This is a genomic window from Clostridium sp. TF11-13AC, assembly GCF_003481065.1.
GTDB classification, from domain to species: Bacteria; Bacillota; Clostridia; order Lachnospirales; family Lachnospiraceae; genus Otoolea; species Otoolea fessa.
The window spans coordinates 249,645-267,203 of the sequence record NZ_QUKJ01000002.1; the positions used below are offsets into that span (position 1 = coordinate 249,645).

15 protein-coding genes, 3 tRNA genes and 1 other annotated feature are annotated in these 17,559 nt (G+C 49.5%); of the genes, 10 read left to right on the plus strand and 8 right to left on the minus strand.

Annotation, left to right across the window (positions count from 1 at the left end; genetic code table 11):
- Positions 1–161 precede the first annotated feature (161 nt).
- From metG to rsmA, 3 genes are all read left to right on the plus strand, one after another.
- Complete coding sequence (gene metG, locus DXD12_RS05355; RefSeq protein WP_118637732.1) at positions 162–2,153, plus strand: methionine--tRNA ligase; 1,992 nt, start codon at positions 162–164, stop codon at positions 2,151–2,153.
- 79 nt (positions 2,154–2,232) lie between these two features.
- Positions 2,233–3,000, plus strand: a complete 768-nt coding sequence (locus tag DXD12_RS05360; protein WP_118637734.1) for a TatD family hydrolase — start codon at positions 2,233–2,235, stop codon at positions 2,998–3,000.
- A gap of 38 nt (positions 3,001–3,038) precedes the next feature.
- Positions 3,039–3,896: a 16S rRNA (adenine(1518)-N(6)/adenine(1519)-N(6))-dimethyltransferase RsmA gene (gene rsmA / locus DXD12_RS05365; RefSeq protein WP_118637736.1), complete on the plus strand. Its 858-nt coding sequence runs from the start codon at positions 3,039–3,041 to the stop codon at positions 3,894–3,896.
- 92 nt (positions 3,897–3,988) lie between these two features.
- Here rsmA and DXD12_RS05370 read toward each other — a convergent pair whose 3' ends face one another.
- The 3 genes from DXD12_RS05370 to DXD12_RS05380 form a co-directional block, all read right to left on the minus strand.
- Positions 3,989–4,789 carry an ATP-binding cassette domain-containing protein gene (locus tag DXD12_RS05370; protein ID WP_022358462.1) on the minus strand — a complete coding sequence of 267 codons (801 nt, stop codon included), beginning with the start codon at positions 4,787–4,789 and terminating at the stop codon, positions 3,989–3,991.
- Positions 4,783–5,703: a branched-chain amino acid ABC transporter permease gene (locus DXD12_RS05375; protein ID WP_022358461.1), complete on the minus strand. Its 921-nt coding sequence runs from the start codon at positions 5,701–5,703 to the stop codon at positions 4,783–4,785. The genes DXD12_RS05370 and DXD12_RS05375 overlap by 7 nt, the downstream gene beginning before the upstream one ends.
- Positions 5,704–5,871: 168 nt before the next feature.
- Positions 5,872–6,918: an ABC transporter substrate-binding protein gene (locus DXD12_RS05380; RefSeq protein ID WP_118637738.1), complete on the minus strand. Its 1,047-nt coding sequence runs from the start codon at positions 6,916–6,918 to the stop codon at positions 5,872–5,874.
- A 189-nt stretch (positions 6,919–7,107) separates the two neighbouring features.
- Positions 7,108–7,358 (minus strand) — a binding site (T-box leader).
- 286 nt (positions 7,359–7,644) lie between these two features.
- Between DXD12_RS05380 and DXD12_RS05385 the strand changes: the two genes are divergently transcribed.
- Positions 7,645–7,717 (plus strand) — tRNA-Phe (locus DXD12_RS05385).
- Between the two features lie 22 nt (positions 7,718–7,739).
- Positions 7,740–7,810 (plus strand) — tRNA-Gly (locus tag DXD12_RS05390).
- A gap of 183 nt (positions 7,811–7,993) precedes the next feature.
- Here the strand turns inward: DXD12_RS05390 and DXD12_RS05395 are convergent.
- The 3 genes from DXD12_RS05395 to DXD12_RS05405 form a co-directional block, all read right to left on the minus strand.
- Positions 7,994–9,127, minus strand: coding sequence for an SLC13 family permease (locus DXD12_RS05395; RefSeq protein WP_107000838.1), 1,134 nt, complete (start codon positions 9,125–9,127; stop codon positions 7,994–7,996).
- 102 nt (positions 9,128–9,229) lie between these two features.
- Positions 9,230–9,302, minus strand: a tRNA-Gly gene (locus tag DXD12_RS05400).
- A 149-nt stretch (positions 9,303–9,451) separates the two neighbouring features.
- Positions 9,452–10,084 carry a YitT family protein gene (locus tag DXD12_RS05405; RefSeq protein ID WP_243105348.1) on the minus strand — a complete coding sequence of 211 codons (633 nt, stop codon included), beginning with the start codon at positions 10,082–10,084 and terminating at the stop codon, positions 9,452–9,454.
- A 139-nt stretch (positions 10,085–10,223) separates the two neighbouring features.
- Between DXD12_RS05405 and DXD12_RS05410 the strand changes: the two genes are divergently transcribed.
- Together DXD12_RS05410 and DXD12_RS05420 are read left to right on the plus strand one after the other, a co-directional pair.
- Entirely contained in the window at positions 10,224–11,165 is a 942-nt protein-coding gene (locus DXD12_RS05410; protein ID WP_118637740.1) for a DMT family transporter, read from the plus strand.
- A 206-nt stretch (positions 11,166–11,371) separates the two neighbouring features.
- Positions 11,372–12,181: a hypothetical protein gene (locus DXD12_RS05420; protein WP_107000835.1), complete on the plus strand. Its 810-nt coding sequence runs from the start codon at positions 11,372–11,374 to the stop codon at positions 12,179–12,181.
- 216 nt (positions 12,182–12,397) lie between these two features.
- Here the strand turns inward: DXD12_RS05420 and DXD12_RS05425 are convergent, their stop codons facing one another.
- Both DXD12_RS05425 and DXD12_RS05430 read right to left on the minus strand, forming a co-directional pair.
- Positions 12,398–13,108, minus strand: a complete 711-nt coding sequence (locus DXD12_RS05425; RefSeq protein WP_107000834.1) for a response regulator transcription factor — start codon at positions 13,106–13,108, stop codon at positions 12,398–12,400.
- 1 nt (position 13,109) lies between these two features.
- Positions 13,110–14,375 (minus strand): DUF4118 domain-containing protein, encoded by a 1,266-nt coding sequence (locus DXD12_RS05430; RefSeq protein ID WP_118637742.1) that lies wholly within the window; start codon positions 14,373–14,375, stop codon positions 13,110–13,112.
- Positions 14,376–14,670: 295 nt separating this feature from the next.
- Between DXD12_RS05430 and DXD12_RS05435 the strand changes: the two genes are divergently transcribed.
- The 3 genes from DXD12_RS05435 (at position 14,671) to DXD12_RS05445 (ending at position 17,555) form a co-directional block, all read left to right on the plus strand.
- Complete coding sequence (locus DXD12_RS05435; protein WP_118637744.1) at positions 14,671–15,543, plus strand: methionyl aminopeptidase; 873 nt, start codon at positions 14,671–14,673, stop codon at positions 15,541–15,543.
- 424 nt (positions 15,544–15,967) lie between these two features.
- Positions 15,968–16,909: an AEC family transporter gene (locus tag DXD12_RS05440; protein WP_117796527.1), complete on the plus strand. Its 942-nt coding sequence runs from the start codon at positions 15,968–15,970 to the stop codon at positions 16,907–16,909.
- A gap of 337 nt (positions 16,910–17,246) precedes the next feature.
- Complete coding sequence (locus DXD12_RS05445) at positions 17,247–17,555, plus strand: hypothetical protein (RefSeq protein ID WP_118628411.1); 309 nt, start codon at positions 17,247–17,249, stop codon at positions 17,553–17,555.
- Positions 17,556–17,559: the final 4 nt, after the last annotated feature.

Below are 17,559 nucleotides of genomic sequence, written 5' to 3' on the forward strand. Positions count from 1 at the left end.
GCAAAACAGATAGACTTAATCTATATATTTATATATGAAGAAAAGGCAGAGAAAAGAAGGTGGCTTGCCTTTAATCGCAGATGGAAAACCATGGGCGGTTAGAGGCTTTTTTTGTGAAGAACACAATTTAAAGCGCAATTTTAATAAGGAGGGCATGATAAATGTGTCAGAACTGTAAGAAACCTTACTATATAACAACTGCGATTGCCTATACATCGGGCAAACCGCATATCGGAAATACCTATGAGATCGTACTGGCGGACAGCATTGCGCGCTACAAGAGAGCGCAGGGCTACGATGTGCGTTTCCAGACGGGCACCGATGAGCATGGTCAGAAGATCGAGTTAAAGGCAGCTGAGGCTGGCATCACGCCGAAGCAGTTTGTCGATAACGTGGCGGGTGAGATCAAGACGATCTGGGATCTGATGAATACATCCTACGACAAATTTATCCGCACCACTGACGAGGATCATGAGGCGCAGGTAAAGAAGATTTTCAAGAAGCTCTATGATCAGGGCGATATTTACAAGAGCTGCTACGAGGGACTTTACTGTACCCCGTGCGAGTCCTTCTGGACCCAGTCCCAGGTCGTAGACGGCAAATGCCCGGACTGCGGACGCCCGGTGCAGCCGGCGAAGGAAGAGGCGTATTTCTTCCGTATGAGCAAATATGCGCAGAGACTCATCGATTATATCAATGAGCACCCGGAGTTCATCCAGCCGGTTTCCCGTAAAAATGAGATGATGAACAACTTCCTGCTTCCGGGCCTGCAGGATCTGTGTGTTTCCCGTACTTCCTTTAAATGGGGGATTCCGGTTGATTTCGACCCGAAGCACGTTGTATATGTATGGCTGGATGCACTGACCAACTATATCACCGGTCTTGGATATGACTGCGACGGCGAGAGCGGCGAGCTGTTCAAGAAATACTGGCCGGCAGACCTGCATCTGATTGGTAAGGATATTATCCGTTTCCATACCATTTACTGGCCGATCTTTTTGATGGCACTCGACCTGCCGCTTCCAAAGCAGGTATTTGGTCATCCGTGGCTGTTACAGGGCGACGGCAAGATGAGTAAATCCAAGGGGAATGTGATTTACGCCGATACACTGGTTGATTTCTTTGGCGTGGATGCAGTCCGCTACTTCGTTCTGCATGAGATGCCGTTTGAGAACGACGGCGTTATTACCTGGGAGCTGATGGTAGAGAGACTGAACTCGGATCTGGCAAATATCCTCGGCAACCTCGTAAAGAGAACGGTATCGATGACGAACCAGTACTTTGGCGGCGTGGTAGCCGACAAGGGTGTGACGGAGCCGGTGGACGAGGATCTGAAGAAGGTAGTGCTGGAAGCAGTCCGCAAGGTTGATGAGAAGATGGATAAGCTGCGCGTTGCCGATGCGATCACCGAGATCTTCAATATTTTCCGCCGCAGCAACAAATACATTGACGAGACAACCCCGTGGATTCTGGCAAAGGAAGAGGACAAGCAGGATCGTCTTGCGACTGTTCTTTACAACCTGGTTGAGTCTATCACGATCGGTGCGTCCCTGCTTGAGTCCTTCATGCCGGAGACCTCGGAGAAGATCTTAAAAGAATTAAATACCGTAAAACGTGAACTGCCACAGATGGATGAATTTGGCCGTTATCCGTCCGGAAATAAGGTGACTGAGGAGCCGGAGGTTCTCTTTGCCCGCCTGAAACTCGACGATGTGATGAAGAAAGTCAAAGTTATCCAGGAAGAGCAGAAGAAGGCAGTTGCTGCAAAGGCAGAGCCGGAGAAGGAAGAGGACGAGAAAGCCGAGGGCATCGATATCGAGCCGAAAGCAGAGATTACCTACGATGATTTTGCAAAACTGCAGTTCCAGGTTGGCGTGATCCTCTCCTGCGAGGCTGTTCCGAAGTCCAAGAAACTTCTCTGCTCCCAGGTCCAGATCGGAAGCAAAGTGCGCCAGATTGTCAGCGGAATCAAACATTCTTATTCTCCGGAGGAGATGGTAGGTAAGAGAGTTATGGTTGTGACAAACCTGAAACCGGCGAAGCTGGCAGGTATCCTGTCTGAGGGCATGATTCTCTGTGCAGAGGATGCAGAAGGCAAGCTGTCTCTGATGACCACCGAGAAGGATATGCCGGCGGGCGCAGAAATCTGCTAATATCAGATGTGAGATGACTCCCATCTTGCAGCAAGAATATTGAGACATTCTTGAATGGAAATGGAGAAATATAAGTTATATGATATTTGACACACACGCCCATTATGATGATGAGGCATTTGATGAGGACCGGGAGGCGCTGCTTTCCGGTCTGGCAGCAGGCGGGATCGGAACGGTTGTCAATGTGGGTGCCGATATGGAGAGCACAAAGACCACCATTGAACTGACGAAGAGATATCCCTTTATCTACGGTGCGGCCGGTGTTCATCCCAGCAGCACGGCAGAGCTTGATGAGGAAAAATTTGCCGAACTTCGTGTATTGGCACAGTCGGATAAGATTGTTGCAATCGGAGAGATTGGTCTGGATTATTACTGGGAAGAGCCGGATCATGAGACACAGAAAAAATGGTTCCACCGCCAATTAAATCTGGCGCGGGAATTAAAACTTCCAGTCATCATCCACAGCCGCGATGCGGCGAAGGATACGCTCGATATCATGAAGGAAGAGCACTCCGGGGAGATAGGCGGTGTGATTCATTGCTTCTCCTATGGAAAAGAGATGGCGGCAGAGTATTTAAAGATGGGCTTTTACTTAGGTATCGGCGGCGTACTGACCTTCAAGAACGCGAAAAAGCTTCTGGAAGTAGCCGAGATGGCGCCGCTTGACCGTCTGGTACTCGAAACCGACTGCCCCTACCTCGCTCCGGTTCCCAACCGCGGCAAACGCAACTCCTCACTGAACCTGCCATATGTGGCGGAAAAGCTGGCAGAAATCAAGAAATGTACACCGGAAGAGATCGTCCGTGCGACTGAAGAGAATGCGCGGAGGCTGTACCGGTTACCGTAAAAAGGGGTGTCCCGGACACCCGGGAAAGGATTTTCGGAATGGATCTTGGAAACCCGAAGAATACAATCGAAGTAATACAGAAATACAATTTCGCCTTCCAGAAAAAATTCGGTCAGAATTTTCTGATTGATACGCACGTGCTGGACAAGATTATCTCAGCGGCGGGCATGACCAAGGAGGACACCGTCCTGGAAGTCGGTCCTGGCATCGGTACGATGACACAGCGCCTTTCACAGGCGGCAGGACAGGTCATCGCCGTGGAGATCGACACAAATCTGATTCCGATCTTAAAAGATACGCTTCAGGACTGCGAAAATGTAACTGTTATCAATGAAGATATTTTAAAGATTGACATTAAAAAAATGGTGGAAGAAAAAGGCGGCGGACGTCCGGTTAAGGTTGTGGCGAACCTGCCGTACTATATCACGACCCCGATTATCATGGGGCTGTTTGAGAGCGGCGCGCCGATCGACAATATTACGGTTATGGTGCAGAAAGAGGTCGCAGACCGGATGCAGGTTGGTCCGGGCTCGAAGGATTACGGCGCGCTGTCGCTGGCGGTTCAGTATTATGCCGAGCCATACATCGTGGCAAATGTGCCGCCGAACTGTTTCATTCCGCGTCCGAATGTCGGCTCAGCGGTCATCCGTCTGACCCGCCATGCGAAGCCGCCGGTGGAGGTAAAGGATAAAGATTTAATGTTCCGTCTCATCCGCGCGTCCTTCAACCAGCGCCGGAAAACCCTGCAAAACGGGCTTTCCAACGCACAGGATCTCTCCTTTAGCAAGGAAGAGATCGCAGCCGCAATCGAGTCGCTGGGACTTTCACCGTCCGTGCGCGGCGAGACGCTGACGCTGGCGCAGTTTGCAGCGCTTTCGGATGTGCTTGGGAAATAGAAATTGGATAAGAGAAATATAAAAAAGTCCCATCCTTATGCAGATTCAAATCTGAAAGGATGGGACTTTTTGAATTTTTTGCTTTTTTAAAATTATTCCGACAATAAAATACGGTCATTATCCAGCGCGTGGCCTGCGCCGGTCTTGAAGCGGGCGATCAGATCCTCGACAGTCATGGAAGCGCGCTCTGCGCCGCCGACGTCGAGCACGATATTTCCGTTTGCCATCATGAGCGTGCGGTTTCCGAGCTCCAGAGCCTGGTTCATATTGTGGGTGATCATCAGGCAGGTGATTTTCTCCTCAGCAACGATATTTTTCGTCAGCTCCAGTACTTTTTCAGCTGTTCCCGGATCGAGGGCGGCAGTGTGCTCATCGAGCAGCAGAAGCTTCGGCGTGATGAGGGTTGCCATGAGCAGGGTGAGCGCCTGGCGCTGACCGCCGGAGAGAAGTCCGACCGGCTGGGTCATCCGGTCTTCAAGCCCCATATTTAAGAGGGAGAGGCGTTCGCGGAACGCATCCTTATCTTTCTTGGAAATGCGGGAAAATGGCGATTTCCCCTTTGCAGTCCGCAGATAGGCGAGGGCAAGATTTTCTTCGATCGTCATGCCCGGCGCCGTTCCCTTTAACGGGTCCTGGAAGAGGCGGCCGACCATCAGGCTGCGCTTGTGCTCCGGCATATAGGTGATGTCCTCGCCGTCCAGCTCGATAAAGCCGTCATCGACGTAGAAGCTGCCGGCAATCGCATTGAACAGGGTCGATTTTCCGGCGCCGTTGGAACCGATGATTGTCACGAAATCGCCGTGATCCAGATGCAGGGACAGCCCGGAGAGCGCCTGTTTGGCGTTGACAGTTCCCGGATTAAAGGTTTTTGATATCGACTGAATATTTAACATGCTCCGTGTCCTCCCTTCCGGCGTGCCGCTGCATTTTTACGTGTCTGGAATGCCGCCCATTTCCGGATCGTCGGAAATGCGATTGCCAGCGCTACGATCACAGCGGTGACCAGTTTCAGCCCCTGTACAGGCATGATTTTTGTATACAGGACGATAGCGTAGATAAAACGGTAAATAATCGAACCGATGACGGTGGCGATGACACCTCTTGCCACACCGCGGCGTCCGAGGACGGTTTCACCGATGATCAGGCAGGCAAGACCGATCACGACGATACCCGTGCCGCCGTTGATGTCGGCGGTATTCTGGTACTGACCGACCATTGCGCCGGAGAGTGCGGTCAGCGCATTGGCGATGCATAAGCCGACCGTAATGGTAAATGTCGGGTTGATCGAGGAGGCGCGCACCATGTCAATGTTGTTGCCGGTTGCCCGGATGGAGAGTCCCAGACGGGTACCGAGAAAATAGACGAGCAGTGCGCCCGCAAGCACAGTTACGCAGATTGCCAGAAGTGCTTCATACCAGTCACCCCCGATACCGGTTTTCTGAAGCAGGGAAAAGATGGTCTCTGTCTTTAAAAGACTCACGTTGGCACTCCAGCCCATTACCATCAGATTGATGGTGTAGAGTCCCATATTGGTGATGATACCGGCGAGAATGGACGGCACGCCGAGACGGGTCTGCTGAAATGCGGTAACAAATCCGGCGCAGATGCCTGCAAGCATGGCAGCCGGAACCGCGAGGAATGGATGCCCTGCCGCAGCCATTGTGACGGATACCGCTGTGCCGAGGACGAAACAGCCGTCCGTCGTCATATCCGCGATGTCCAGTATGCGGAAACTCAAGAACAGCGCCATCGGCACCAGCGCATACAGAAATCCCAGTTCCAGAGCGGTTTGTAAAATATGAAGCATGGGAAATTACCTCCGTAGAATGATTTGTACTCCCAGAGCGTTCATAAGGCAGATGCGCCAGCCGCGTGGTAAGCGGGGGATGCGGCTGGCGTCTGGTCTGTCTTACGGTTCTGAGAGTACATGAAAGTCAGTCAAATGAAAATCAAAGTGCTGCCGGATGAGGGTGTATTAGTCCTCGGTGGTCCTAACCTCTACAACATCGCCAAAATCTTTGAATACAGCTGTGTCGATATTCAGGGCTTTTGCAGTCTCGGTATTTACGGTTACGATGCCGCCTTCTGCGGTGTAGTAGTCTTCCATGCCGTCCATGCCTTCGGTGATTGCCTGATAAGCAAGGTCAGCGGTCTGTGTACCAAGAGCCGTGTAGTTGACGCCGCAGGTGGCAAATGCGCCATTGCGGACGAAGGAATCAGCGCCGGCATAGTGCGGGATGCCTGCATCGGCCAGATCCTTGAAGATAGCCAGCTCAGCTGCCATGATGACATTGTCGGTAGGAGTGAAGACAGCGTCTACTTTGTCAGCAACCAGGGAGGAGGCAGCGGTAATTACTTCGTCGTTGGTATTTGCAGTCTGCTCGGTGTAGGAGATGCCTTTTTCATCTAAGTATGCCTTTGCATCCGCGATCGGTTTGGTTGAGTTTGCCTCAGATAAGGAATATAAAAGCCCCACATTTTTAACATCTGGGTTTGCGGCAAAAATCATATCCATGATTTTCTCGGTGTTCAGCGCATCGCTGGTACCGGTTACATAGTCGATGCCGGTCAGCTCAGCGGCTTCCGGATCGGAAACAGCGGCGTAGACAACCGGTGTCTGGGTCTGCTGTGCGGATACGGTTGCTACCTGTGCAGCCAGGGTTGCAATCGGGATGATGGCGTCAACACCGTCAGCAACCGCCTGATCACCAATCTGCTTTAAGGTTGTCTGGTCATTCTGGCCGGAGTACAGTTCGTAGTGAATGGTTACATTGTTATCCTCGGCGATTTTATCTAACTCTGCCTCGACTGCATTTGCAATCTCATCGAGGGAAGCGTGGTCGAGCTGTTTGACAATCGCTACATTATAAATTTCTTTGTCCGCGGAAGCTTCCTGAGAGGTTTCGGCGGTGGTGTCTGCTTCGGAAGCGTTGCTGGATGTGCTGGAAGAGCATCCTGCGGTTGTCAGTGTCAGGGCTGCGGTGCATCCAAGTGCAAATAATTTTTTCAGATTCTTTTTCATAGTCATTTTCTCCATTCTTTATTCTTATTTTGATATTTGTTTTGGATGGCAGATGTATCAGTCTGCCTTGCCGGAGCAGAGTAAAGAATGTGTCTGGAAAGAAGATTCTCTTTGGTTTGGCGCCGCGCGCCGTGATGAAAGATTTTACTGAGAATGTTTCCAGAAACTAAAAAACGCCTCTGTCCCCATACATGGGACAAAAGCGTAAACTTCTGCGATACCACCCAAATTGACATTTGTGAAAATGTCCACTCGCTTACACGTACCATCATACGTGCCCCGATGGATAACGGGTGGGGTCCCGTCAGCCCCTACTGATACAATCGTTCAAGGCTGCCCTCGGAAGTCCATTCACTGACGGTAAGGCGTTCCGTTTCCACCATCCGGAACTCTCTGTGGCGATACATAGGTCAGATACTCCTCTTCCTCATCGGTTTATCTGTGTTCTTCGTTACATGCATTATAAACACACCCAAAAGGATTTGTCAACCATCAAAATCAAAAAGATGCAGGAAAATGAAAAAGAGTCGGTTTTTCCATTGTTTACGGAAAATTTGGAGATGAAGATGTGGACGCTGGCTGTGCGGCAGGAACAGCAAGTTGAAAAAGTTTTTGAAAAAATTTAGAAAAGTAGAAAAAAATAGTTGACATTTAAAAGACTCTCTAGTATAATAACTCATGTCGCTGAACAAGAGCGAACATGAGAATCACAGGATTCCTCAGGATGCCCAGATAGCTCAGTTGGTAGAGCAGAGGACTGAAAATCCTCGTGTCACTGGTTCGATTCCGGTTCTGGGCATTACAATTTCATAATTTATCATGCGGGTGTAGTTCAATGGTAGAACACCAGCCTTCCAAGCTGGATACGTGGGTTCGATTCCCATCACCCGCTTTTTTGTTGTTTAAAATTAAGAAAGCCCCCAGAGTTGCCGCTCTGGGGGCTTTCTTGTTTCATAGGAAATTACGTCCTATGAAACAAAAAACGCTCCGCGAGGATGTGCACTCGCGCGAAGCAGGAACATGTCGCAAGCGACCGCGCGAGACGCCCGGATGTGCCAAGGCACATTCTTTTTTATCAGATGCTATAAAAAACCAGAAAATATACCGCCATCAGGACTGCTAGAAATCCCGCATTTGCAATCGTGAACCAGCGGAAGTAGATTCCTTTTTTCTCTGGGCAGGAGCGGACGATATATTTGTAAGAAATAAGACTCGCCATGGATGCGATCAGGGTGCCGAGACCGCCGAGGTTAGTTCCGATCAGAAGGGAAACTCCTTTTTCGGTAAATCCGGACAACAGGATGGCGGCCGGAACGTTGCTGATTACCTGGCTGGCCAGAACGGAGACTATCACTTCGTGTCCCGTGATCATACTGGAAAGCAGGGAGCTTACCGCAGGAATGTGTTTCAGATTCCCGATGAAGATGAAGAATCCGATAAAAGTCAGGATGAGAGAGTAATCCACCTGACAGAAGATCTTCGGGTCTGCCAGACAGCCAATCGCCAGAATGCAGATAAACAGGATTGGAAGCGGCAGAAGACCGGCTACGGTGCAAAGGCACAGGAAAAACATTCCCAGACAGCAGAAAAGGCAGCGTTTAGGAAAGGTCTCATCGGAGGTTGTATCTCTACCGGCTGTATCTAGTGAGATAGTCTCCCTTGGTGTAAACATTGTGACGAGCAGCAGCAAAACCAATGAAAGCAGCGAAAATGGACCGATGCTCCGGATAAATGTATCAAGTGAAAGCTCAAAGTGGGAATACAGATACAGATTCTGGGGATTCCCCACCGGAGTTGTCATGCTGCCGAGGTTGGCTGCCAGTGTCTGGCAGACGACAACCGGAACGATCCGGTCTTTGCGGTTTACCATCCGCAGTAATTCCAGAGCGAATGGAACGAAGGTAATTAAGGCCACATCGTTGGTGATCAGCATGCTGGAAAAGAAACACAGAAGAATCAGAAGCTGTTCCAGCTGCCTGAGTGAATGGATTCGAAGCAGCAGTAATTCCCCGAGCTGTCGAAAGAAACCGATGTTTTGGAGACCTGTGGTTGCTGTCATCAGGCCAAAGAGCAGGATCAGTGTGTGCAGATCCAGATATTTCAGGTATCCGGCAGACGGTGGTATGATAAACATGGAAAGGACAGCCAGAGCCAGGGCGATGGTTAAAACGGTATCCTTTTTGAGAAAAGAACTTACTTTTTGTATCATGGTAAAATACTCCCTTGAAAAGAAAAAGTGTAACTGTGACCAGTAACGAAAATAGCGGAAACCCCCATGAAAATGAAAAGGTTTCCGCTATAAAATAAAAAGAGCGCGAGACGGGACTCGAACCCGCGGCCTCGACCTTGGCAAGGTCGCGCTCCACCAACTGAGCCACTCGCGCATTTCTGAAGCATCGCTTCAACGAGTTATATAATATCATAGGTCGGTTGATTTGGCAAGCGTTTTTTTAAAAAAAATCAAAAAATATAGAAAATTCATTACTGTTCACGGGTAGGCACGTTTGAAACCGGGAGAACCGTATGAAAACGATCAAGTTTCCATATTTTCCACTGGATGTGTTCCCGCGGTCTGCACAAACCCGATGATCTGTCCGGACAGGAGTACCGTGAGGATGGAATATACCATGCGGTTTAACGGAATGTAGCTCAGTGAAAGCACCAGTACAGCAAAATCGGACAGGAGGTAGATCCACTGGATTTTGATGTGCGTCACGTGGGAAAGGCTCATCGCAAGCGCATCGTCCCCGCCCGGGGCACCGCCGATCCGCACGCAGAGCCCGGCACCGACGCCGACGAAGACCGCGCCGAGCAGGGATGCGGCAAGCGGCATATCGGCAAGCTGCGGCCACAGGGGCGGAAACTGCTCACAGATCCGGTAAGACAGGGAGAAGCTGGCGCTGGAAAGAATGGAGTAGGCGATGAACTGCCGCCCCAGAAGTTTCCATCCCATCGCGTAGCAGGCGAGGTTTATGATGAAGCCGGACACGGATGGGGAGATATGGAACCAGTGATCAAGCAGAAGCGTCATTCCTAAGACACCGCCCTCGGTGACACCGGAAAAGGAATGGACATGGTACAGGCCAAATGCCAGAAATGCACTTCCAAACAGTGCAATCAGGCAGGATTTTAGTTTTAAATCGAGGGAATGGAATAATTTCAGCAAAATAACAGGCTCCTTACAAATGATAGTGTTGTTAATGGTTTCTCTATTTTAGTATGGAAACAAATTTGTGTCAAGAATAGACAAAAATGTGGGATGTGCGTATACTGGAAGATAGGAAGACGGAAAGGGGAATGAAAACATGGTAGAAAATCATCCGGACACCCGGAAGCAGGAATACCGCGGAATTGCCTGCCTGGTGCTGTCTGCGTTCTGTTTTGCGCTGATGAGTATGTTTGTACATTTGGCGGGCGATCTGCCGTCGATGCAGAAGAGTTTTTTTCGCAATCTTGTGGCGGCGCTGGCAGCGGTTGTTTTGCTTTTGCGGGCGGGAGAGCCGTTTCGTATCCGCAGGGAAAATCTGCCGTATTTTCTGATGCGGTCAATTTTCGGCACGATGGGAGTGCTGTGTAACTTTTATGCGGTGGATCATCTGGTGCTGGCGGACGCATCGATTCTAAATAAAATGTCGCCGTTTTTTACAGTGCTGTTCAGCTGGCTGATCTTAAAGGAAAAAGTTATGCCAATTCAGCTTTCGCTGATCTTCGGTGCGTTTCTCGGCAGTATATTCGTGGTAAAGCCGACATTCTCCAATCTGGCACTTGTGCCGTCGCTGCTGGGCTTTTTCGGCGGCATCTGCGCGGGCGCGGCGTACACGATGGTGCGGAAACTGGGAGAGGCAGGAGAAAAGGGACCGGTGATCGTGCTGTTTTTCTCGGTATTTTCCTGTGTGGTTGTGCTGCCGTGGCTGATTTTTGACTATCATCCGATGACCTGGCAGCAGATGGGGATCCTTCTTTTGGCGGGCTGCGCGGCGGCGGGCGGACAGTTTGCGATCACGGCGGCATACCGCTATGCCCCGGCGAGCCGTATTTCCATCTACGATTATTCGCAGCTGATCTTCTCGACGATGCTCGGTTTCTTCATCTTCGGGCAGGTGCCGGACGGCTGGAGTTTCCTCGGATATGGAATTATCTGCCTGATGGCAATTTTCATGTTTGTATATAATAACCAGAAAAGAAAGAATACTCAAAAGCAGGCACTTTTGGAATCGAAAGAGCCGTCAGATGTAATAAAAATGTAAGGGAAAGTATCCGCCGATATGGTTTACAAGCGATGCCAAATTATATATACTGAAGATAAAGTCGGAGTGGTTTTCGTGTCCAGAAACGTGAATTTCAGGAACAAAAGCTGGGTTGCCGACACAGCTCGAAAATGGGTTATAGATAGGGCAGAAAGTTATATAGGGAAATACGACATAAGCCCGGCAGCAGACAGGAGGAAACAGGGATGAAAAAATTAGCAACCGCACTTGTGAGTGCAGCAGCCATTATGACGATGTCAACAACCGCATTTGCAGCCGAAAATCCGGCGGAGGTATTTGACCGGGTGATGGAGAAGAACAATACGATTCAGTCCGCGGAGATTCAGAGCGGCGTCCATTCGGTCATACTTGCAAAGGATGTCATTCCGGACGGTCAGATGAAAGTTGATATGGCGATGCATGCAGAGATGGATATGCAGGATACCACCGATCTCAAGTACCTGGCACAGGTCGCTTCCTCGATTCTGGGACAGGACAGCTATTCACAGGTTTTTTATACGGACGGCTACTATTACGTAGATGCCAACGGTGTCAAACTGAAATACCCGATGCCATTAGAGCAGATCATATCCTCCGTCCAGACCGGAGTCAACACCAGCAATATGGAATCCAGCTATATGAAGGGCATTTCCTTAAACGAGGTCAATGGAAAACGTGTGCTGGCATATGAGGCAAATCCAAAGAAGCTAAACAAGAACGTCAAAGAAGCCCTCGGAACCGTGATGAACACACTCGGCACCGATGTCAATCTGGACATGAACATCCAGGAAATGAAAGGCGCTTACGTGCTGGATGACAACGATTACATTATCTATATGACAAACTATATCGTATACAACATGGAAGTCCTCGACCAGCCGATGACCTGCATTACTCTGATGGAGACCGAAGTCCAGAACCCGGGCGAGCCGGTCGTAGTGACACTTCCATCCACGGATGGCTATGAAGACTTAATTGGTTTATACGATGGAGTCATTGAAAGCGAAGTAGAATAAAAAAACAGACAAAAACAAAAATAGACAATCAAAAGCCAGCGTTCCAATTATCGATTGTACGCATCCCACGCCAGCTGTCCGGCTGGGGCGGACATTTTTGTCCGATCCAGACGAACAGATGTAGCGAAAGCAAGCGAACAATGATAATTGGAGACGCAGGCGGTGCAGATTCCCGGACGCCTCTTTCCGCATCACGACAATCAATCAATCTATCTATTACTGCATCTCATCCTCAATCATCCGATACCCAATCCCGATCTCCGTAAACACATACTGCGGTTCCGCTGGATTCTGCTCCAGTTTCCTTCGAATATGTGCCATATTCACGCGCAGAATACTGTTATCATCGTCCGCATACGGCCCCCAGATATTCGAAATAATCGTATCATACGTCATGACTCTGCCGGAATTCTGTGCCAGCAGGGAGATAATCTTAAACTCGATCTGCGTCAGATGGACATCCCTTCCATCAACCGATACCAGATGTTTTTCAAAATCGATCGTCAGTCCCTTTGCATGGAATGGGCGCTTATAAAGCGGAGAAGCTGTGTTTAAGCGGTTGCTGTGGCGCAGGGCAGTCCGGATGCGCGCGAGAAGCTCGGAGGTGCCGATCGGCTTGGTCAGATAATCATCCGCGCCAAGGTCGAGCGCACGTACCTTTTCCTGTTCCTGCGTGCGGGCGGAGAGGACGATGATCGGGATGCTGGACCAGGTGCGGACCTGGCGGATGATCTCCATGCCGTCCATGTCCGGAAGCCCCAGGTCGAGGAGAATCAGATCCGGGCACTGGGACGTGATGATCGGAAGTGCTTCTTTTCCCGTGTGTGCGGTGGAAATGCGGTAATCCTGTGCGGACAGGGAGGCGGAGATGAAGTCGCAGATGTTTTTTTCATCTTCTACTAATAAAATAGAAAGTTTATGTGTCATGTTATTTGTCCTCCTTTGGAAGAGTAAAGTAAAATTCGGCACCGCGTGTGTGGTTGATTGCCCTGATTTCGCCGCCGTGGGCGAGAATGATTGTTTTACAGATGGAAAGCCCGATTCCCATGCCTTTTCGTCCATCCGGCGAAGTGCTGGTCGTGGAAGAAGAGCCGTCAAAGATGGTTGCCAGCTTCTCCGGCGGGATGCCGACGCCGTAATCACGCACATGAAAAATCGCATAGTCGGAAAGCGATTCCACATAGCACTCGATCGGTTCGGTGCTTTCCGCGTGGACAACGGAATTTTCCAGCAGGTTGATGAGAACCTGTTCGATGAGAACTGCGTCCATCGGGACCATCAGGAATTCCTCCGGCACGCGCACATGGATATTGGCGTCTGGAAGTCTCTTTTTTAAGCGGATCATCGCCTCGGAGAGAACTTCCTCGACCGGTTCCGAGGTCTTAGTTACCTTTGCCGTCTCATTGTTGATACGCGTGACGGAGAGCAGGTTTTCAACCATGTTTAAGAGCCAGTTGGAATCCTCAAGAATATGGCGCACCAGCGCATTTTTCTCAACCTCCGGGAGGCTGCTGCCATTTTCCAGATATACGGTACTGGAACCGATGATGCTGGTAAGCGGGGTGCGGAGGTCATGGGAGATTGCCCGCAGCAGGTTCGCCCGCATCTTTTCCTTTTCCGCTTCCATCAGCATCTTTTCACGTTCTGCCAGCACGCGCGCCTGTGTTTTCATGTTGCTTGTGATGGCGCTTGTAATGCTGGAAATTGAAAACATTGCCACGAAGGTAATCGGATAGCCGGCCATCGTGAAATCCAGCGCGAAATACGGATACGTGAACAGAAAATTGACGCAGACAACGCCGACAAAGGAGGAGAACAGACCGAAGCTGTATCCGTCCGTAAAACGCGCTACCAAAAAGACCGCCAGAATGTATGTTAGCGCGATGTTGGCAGTCGGATTTTTGAGCGCATGAAAAAAGCAGAACGCGATGATCGTGGCGGTACCCATGAAAAACAGGGTAAGTCCCCAGCTCTGTATGTATGTCGGAAGCGCACAGAATTTTTCAACGATCGGGCGGGTTCGGAACCAATTTTTTAAGGCGTCAATTTTGTGTGGATATGTTTCGCTGCTATTGGAAATGCTGGTATCCGGAGAGTTTGGTTCGGCTGAACCTTGAAGGCTGCTGGCTGATTCTGTTTTCAGGAAAGTTTCATTGGAAGTTCCAGAAACAGAAGGTTTATTTGAATGTTTCATTTAAATAAAGAAAGTCTCCTTTCAAAAAATTCATATGGATGCTTCTATTATACAATGTTTCTTCTGAAAAATAGAGAGGAAGACTGTTAAAAAGTTGAAAAAATCGTGAAAATTTGGGATAAAAACAGTAACACAATTATTGAGAATCTGGCTGGATAAGGGCGATTTCATTGCATTTTCAGCGTCGGTGTGTTAAACTCCAAACAGTCTCCCGAATGAGGGAAGCAGGCTGACCCGCCTGTTAGAAAGTGACAAACGGGCTGCCGGAGTGCAGGACGAAAGGAATGAAAGTAAGATGAAAAAATTAGGAAGAAATGATCTGTGCTGGTGTGGAAGCGGAAAGAAGTACAAACATTGCCATGAGGTGTTTGACGAGAAGCTGATGGAGGCGGCGGACGCCGGATATCAGATCCCGGATCACGACATGATCAAGACCCCGGAGCAGATCGAGGGGATCCGCGAGAGCTGCAAGATCAATGTGGCAGTTCTGGACTATGTGGCTGAGCATATCAAAGCTGGCGTCACAACTGAGGAGATCGATCAGTGGGTATACAATGAGACGACCCGCATGGGCGGAATTCCGGCGCCGCTTGGCTATGAAGGATTCCCGAAGAGCGTGTGCACATCCATCAATGACCAGGTCTGCCATGGCATTCCGTCAGCGGATGTCGTATTAAAGGATGGCGATATTATCAACGTGGATGTTTCGACCATTTATCACGGCTATTATGCGGATTCTTCCCGTATGTTCTGCATCGGAAATGTCAGCCCGGAACATAAAAAACTGGTGGATGTTGTCAAAGAGTGTGTGGAATTAGGTCTGGAGCAGGTAAAACCGTGGGGCTTCATGGGCGATATGGCGGAAGCGGTCCAGAAGCATGCGGAAGAAAATGGCTATTCTGTGGTTCGTGAGATTGGCGGTCACGGCGTCGGCATCGAGTTCCATGAGGATCCGTGGGTTGGATATATTGGCCAGAGAGGCACCGGCATGATGTTTGCACCGGGCATGATGTTCACGATCGAGCCGATGATCAATGAGGGAACCGAGGAAGTATTCGTGGACGGCGATGACGACTGGAGTGTATACACGAAGGATGGAAAAGCATCCGCCCAGTGGGAGATTCAGGTGCTGGTAACCGAGGATGGCCATGAGGTGCTTTCCTGGTAGTTTGCAGAGTACATAAAAAGAGACGGCGTCAAACCGTCTCTTTTTTGTACCCAAGGTGGGGGTTCTTCACAGCCGAAGGGGGATAAAAGACTGCGAAGAAATATCTATATAAAGGAAATTGTTGTTAGTCGAGCCAGATAACGATTGCGCGCATCTTGTAGTGTCATCTGCCTCATTGATGTTATGCCATTATAATACTGGATAATTGTGTCCATATTTTGACCAATATCTAAAATAAATCTAAACGAGTATTACATAATTCGAAACTTTTTCGGAACTGTTTATGAGGCTGGCACGCTTGAATTTTTCTTGTCGATTTCTTGGATGGGGTATATAATAAATCTGGTGATTAAAGGGGTGCGGCCTGACTGGATAGAAACCGCGTCCAGAACAAAGCAATTAAGAAGAAAGTGGCAGGAATTATATGGAAAATTTTTTATTTGCACTTAATACAGTCCTTCCGTTTCTGCTCTATATCGCATTTGGATATGGAGTCAGGATGTCGGGGCTGGCGGATGAGGATTTTATGAAGCGCCTGAATAAGGTGATCTTTCAGGCATTCTTTCCGATTCTGATGTTTAACAACCTGTATTCCATTCCGGAGGGAATGACATTAAATCTGCGTCTGGTGGCAGTCGCCATTATCAGCGTGCTGCTTTTGCAGGCGGTTCTGCTTGCTGTGGTTCCGCGTCTGGTAAAGGAAAATGAGCGGCGCGGCGTTATCATCCAGGCGATTTACCGCAGCAATTTTGTCCTGTTCGGCATTCCGCTGGCAACCAGCGTGTTCGGTGAGGAGGGAACACTGCTGGCGACGATGATGGTGGCGATCGTGATTCCGGTCTACAACATAACGGCGGTCGTGATTCTGGAATTGTTCCGGGGCGGCAAGGTCCCGGTTTCTGTTTTGATTAAGAATATCCTGAAAAATCCGATGATCCGCGGCGCGCTCCTGGGCTTTATCTTCCATATATTAGGAATTAAACTTCCGGTTTCCGTGGAAGGACCGATCAAGCAGTTTGCCAATCTGACAACGCCGCTGGCACTGTTCGTACTGGGCGGAACGCTGCATTTCAATGCGATCGGCGGCAATCTGAAATATGTGGTTCCGTCGATGACCTTCAAGATGGTGATCCTGCCGGCAGTGATTCTGGCGGTTGCGACGCTGCTCGGCTTTTCCGGTGTGGAACGTTTTGTTTACTTTGAAATGTACGCGACTCCGGTTGCGACGGCGTCCTATGCGATGGCGCAGAACATGGGCGGCGACGGCGAGCTGGCGGGACAGTTTGTCGTGTTGAGCACGGTCGCCTCGGTTGTGACGATCTTTTTGTGGGTCTATTTCCTTAATTCGATCGGGTGGCTCGCATAAAAATAAATATATAATAGGGGACTGCCAGACAGTGGTTTGTGGAAGAGCAACAATTGTCTGGCAGCTTTTTTTGTGGAAACAAACACTGTTTTTCATGAGAACCGAAATTTTTTTTCATAAATTAAGATGTATGTATAATCTTTTCAAAATTAAAACATTTAATAGACAAAACTGATTGAAAAAGTTATAATAGTATACAAATGCGAGAAAACTTATTTATTTTCCATGTGCTTTTGATGCTTCGAATCAGCGAATTGTATGGAATGGGAGGATGTGAAACATAATAAGGATATTGCATTATTGTTGAAAAAAAATTAGGGGAAAAGGTGGTGGTTCAATGATCAAGGAGACGATCCAGGCGGTCGAGGACGCAGAGGCGAAGGCATCGGAACTGGTCGCGCAGGCTTCGGAGGATGCACGCCGCGTTAAGGCGGAGGCGGAGGCAGAAGCGGATCGAATGCTCGCAGATGCACAGAAAAGGGGGAAAGAAGCAGCTGTGAAGCAGGAAGAAGAACTGACTCTCAGAGGGAAGGAGTACGTAAAACAGGCACTGGCAGAAGCCGAGGCGGAGTGTCAGACGCTCAGAGAGACGGCGGACAGACGGAAACCGGAGGTGGTTGACCGGCTCATAGCGGAACTGGTCTAGTGAA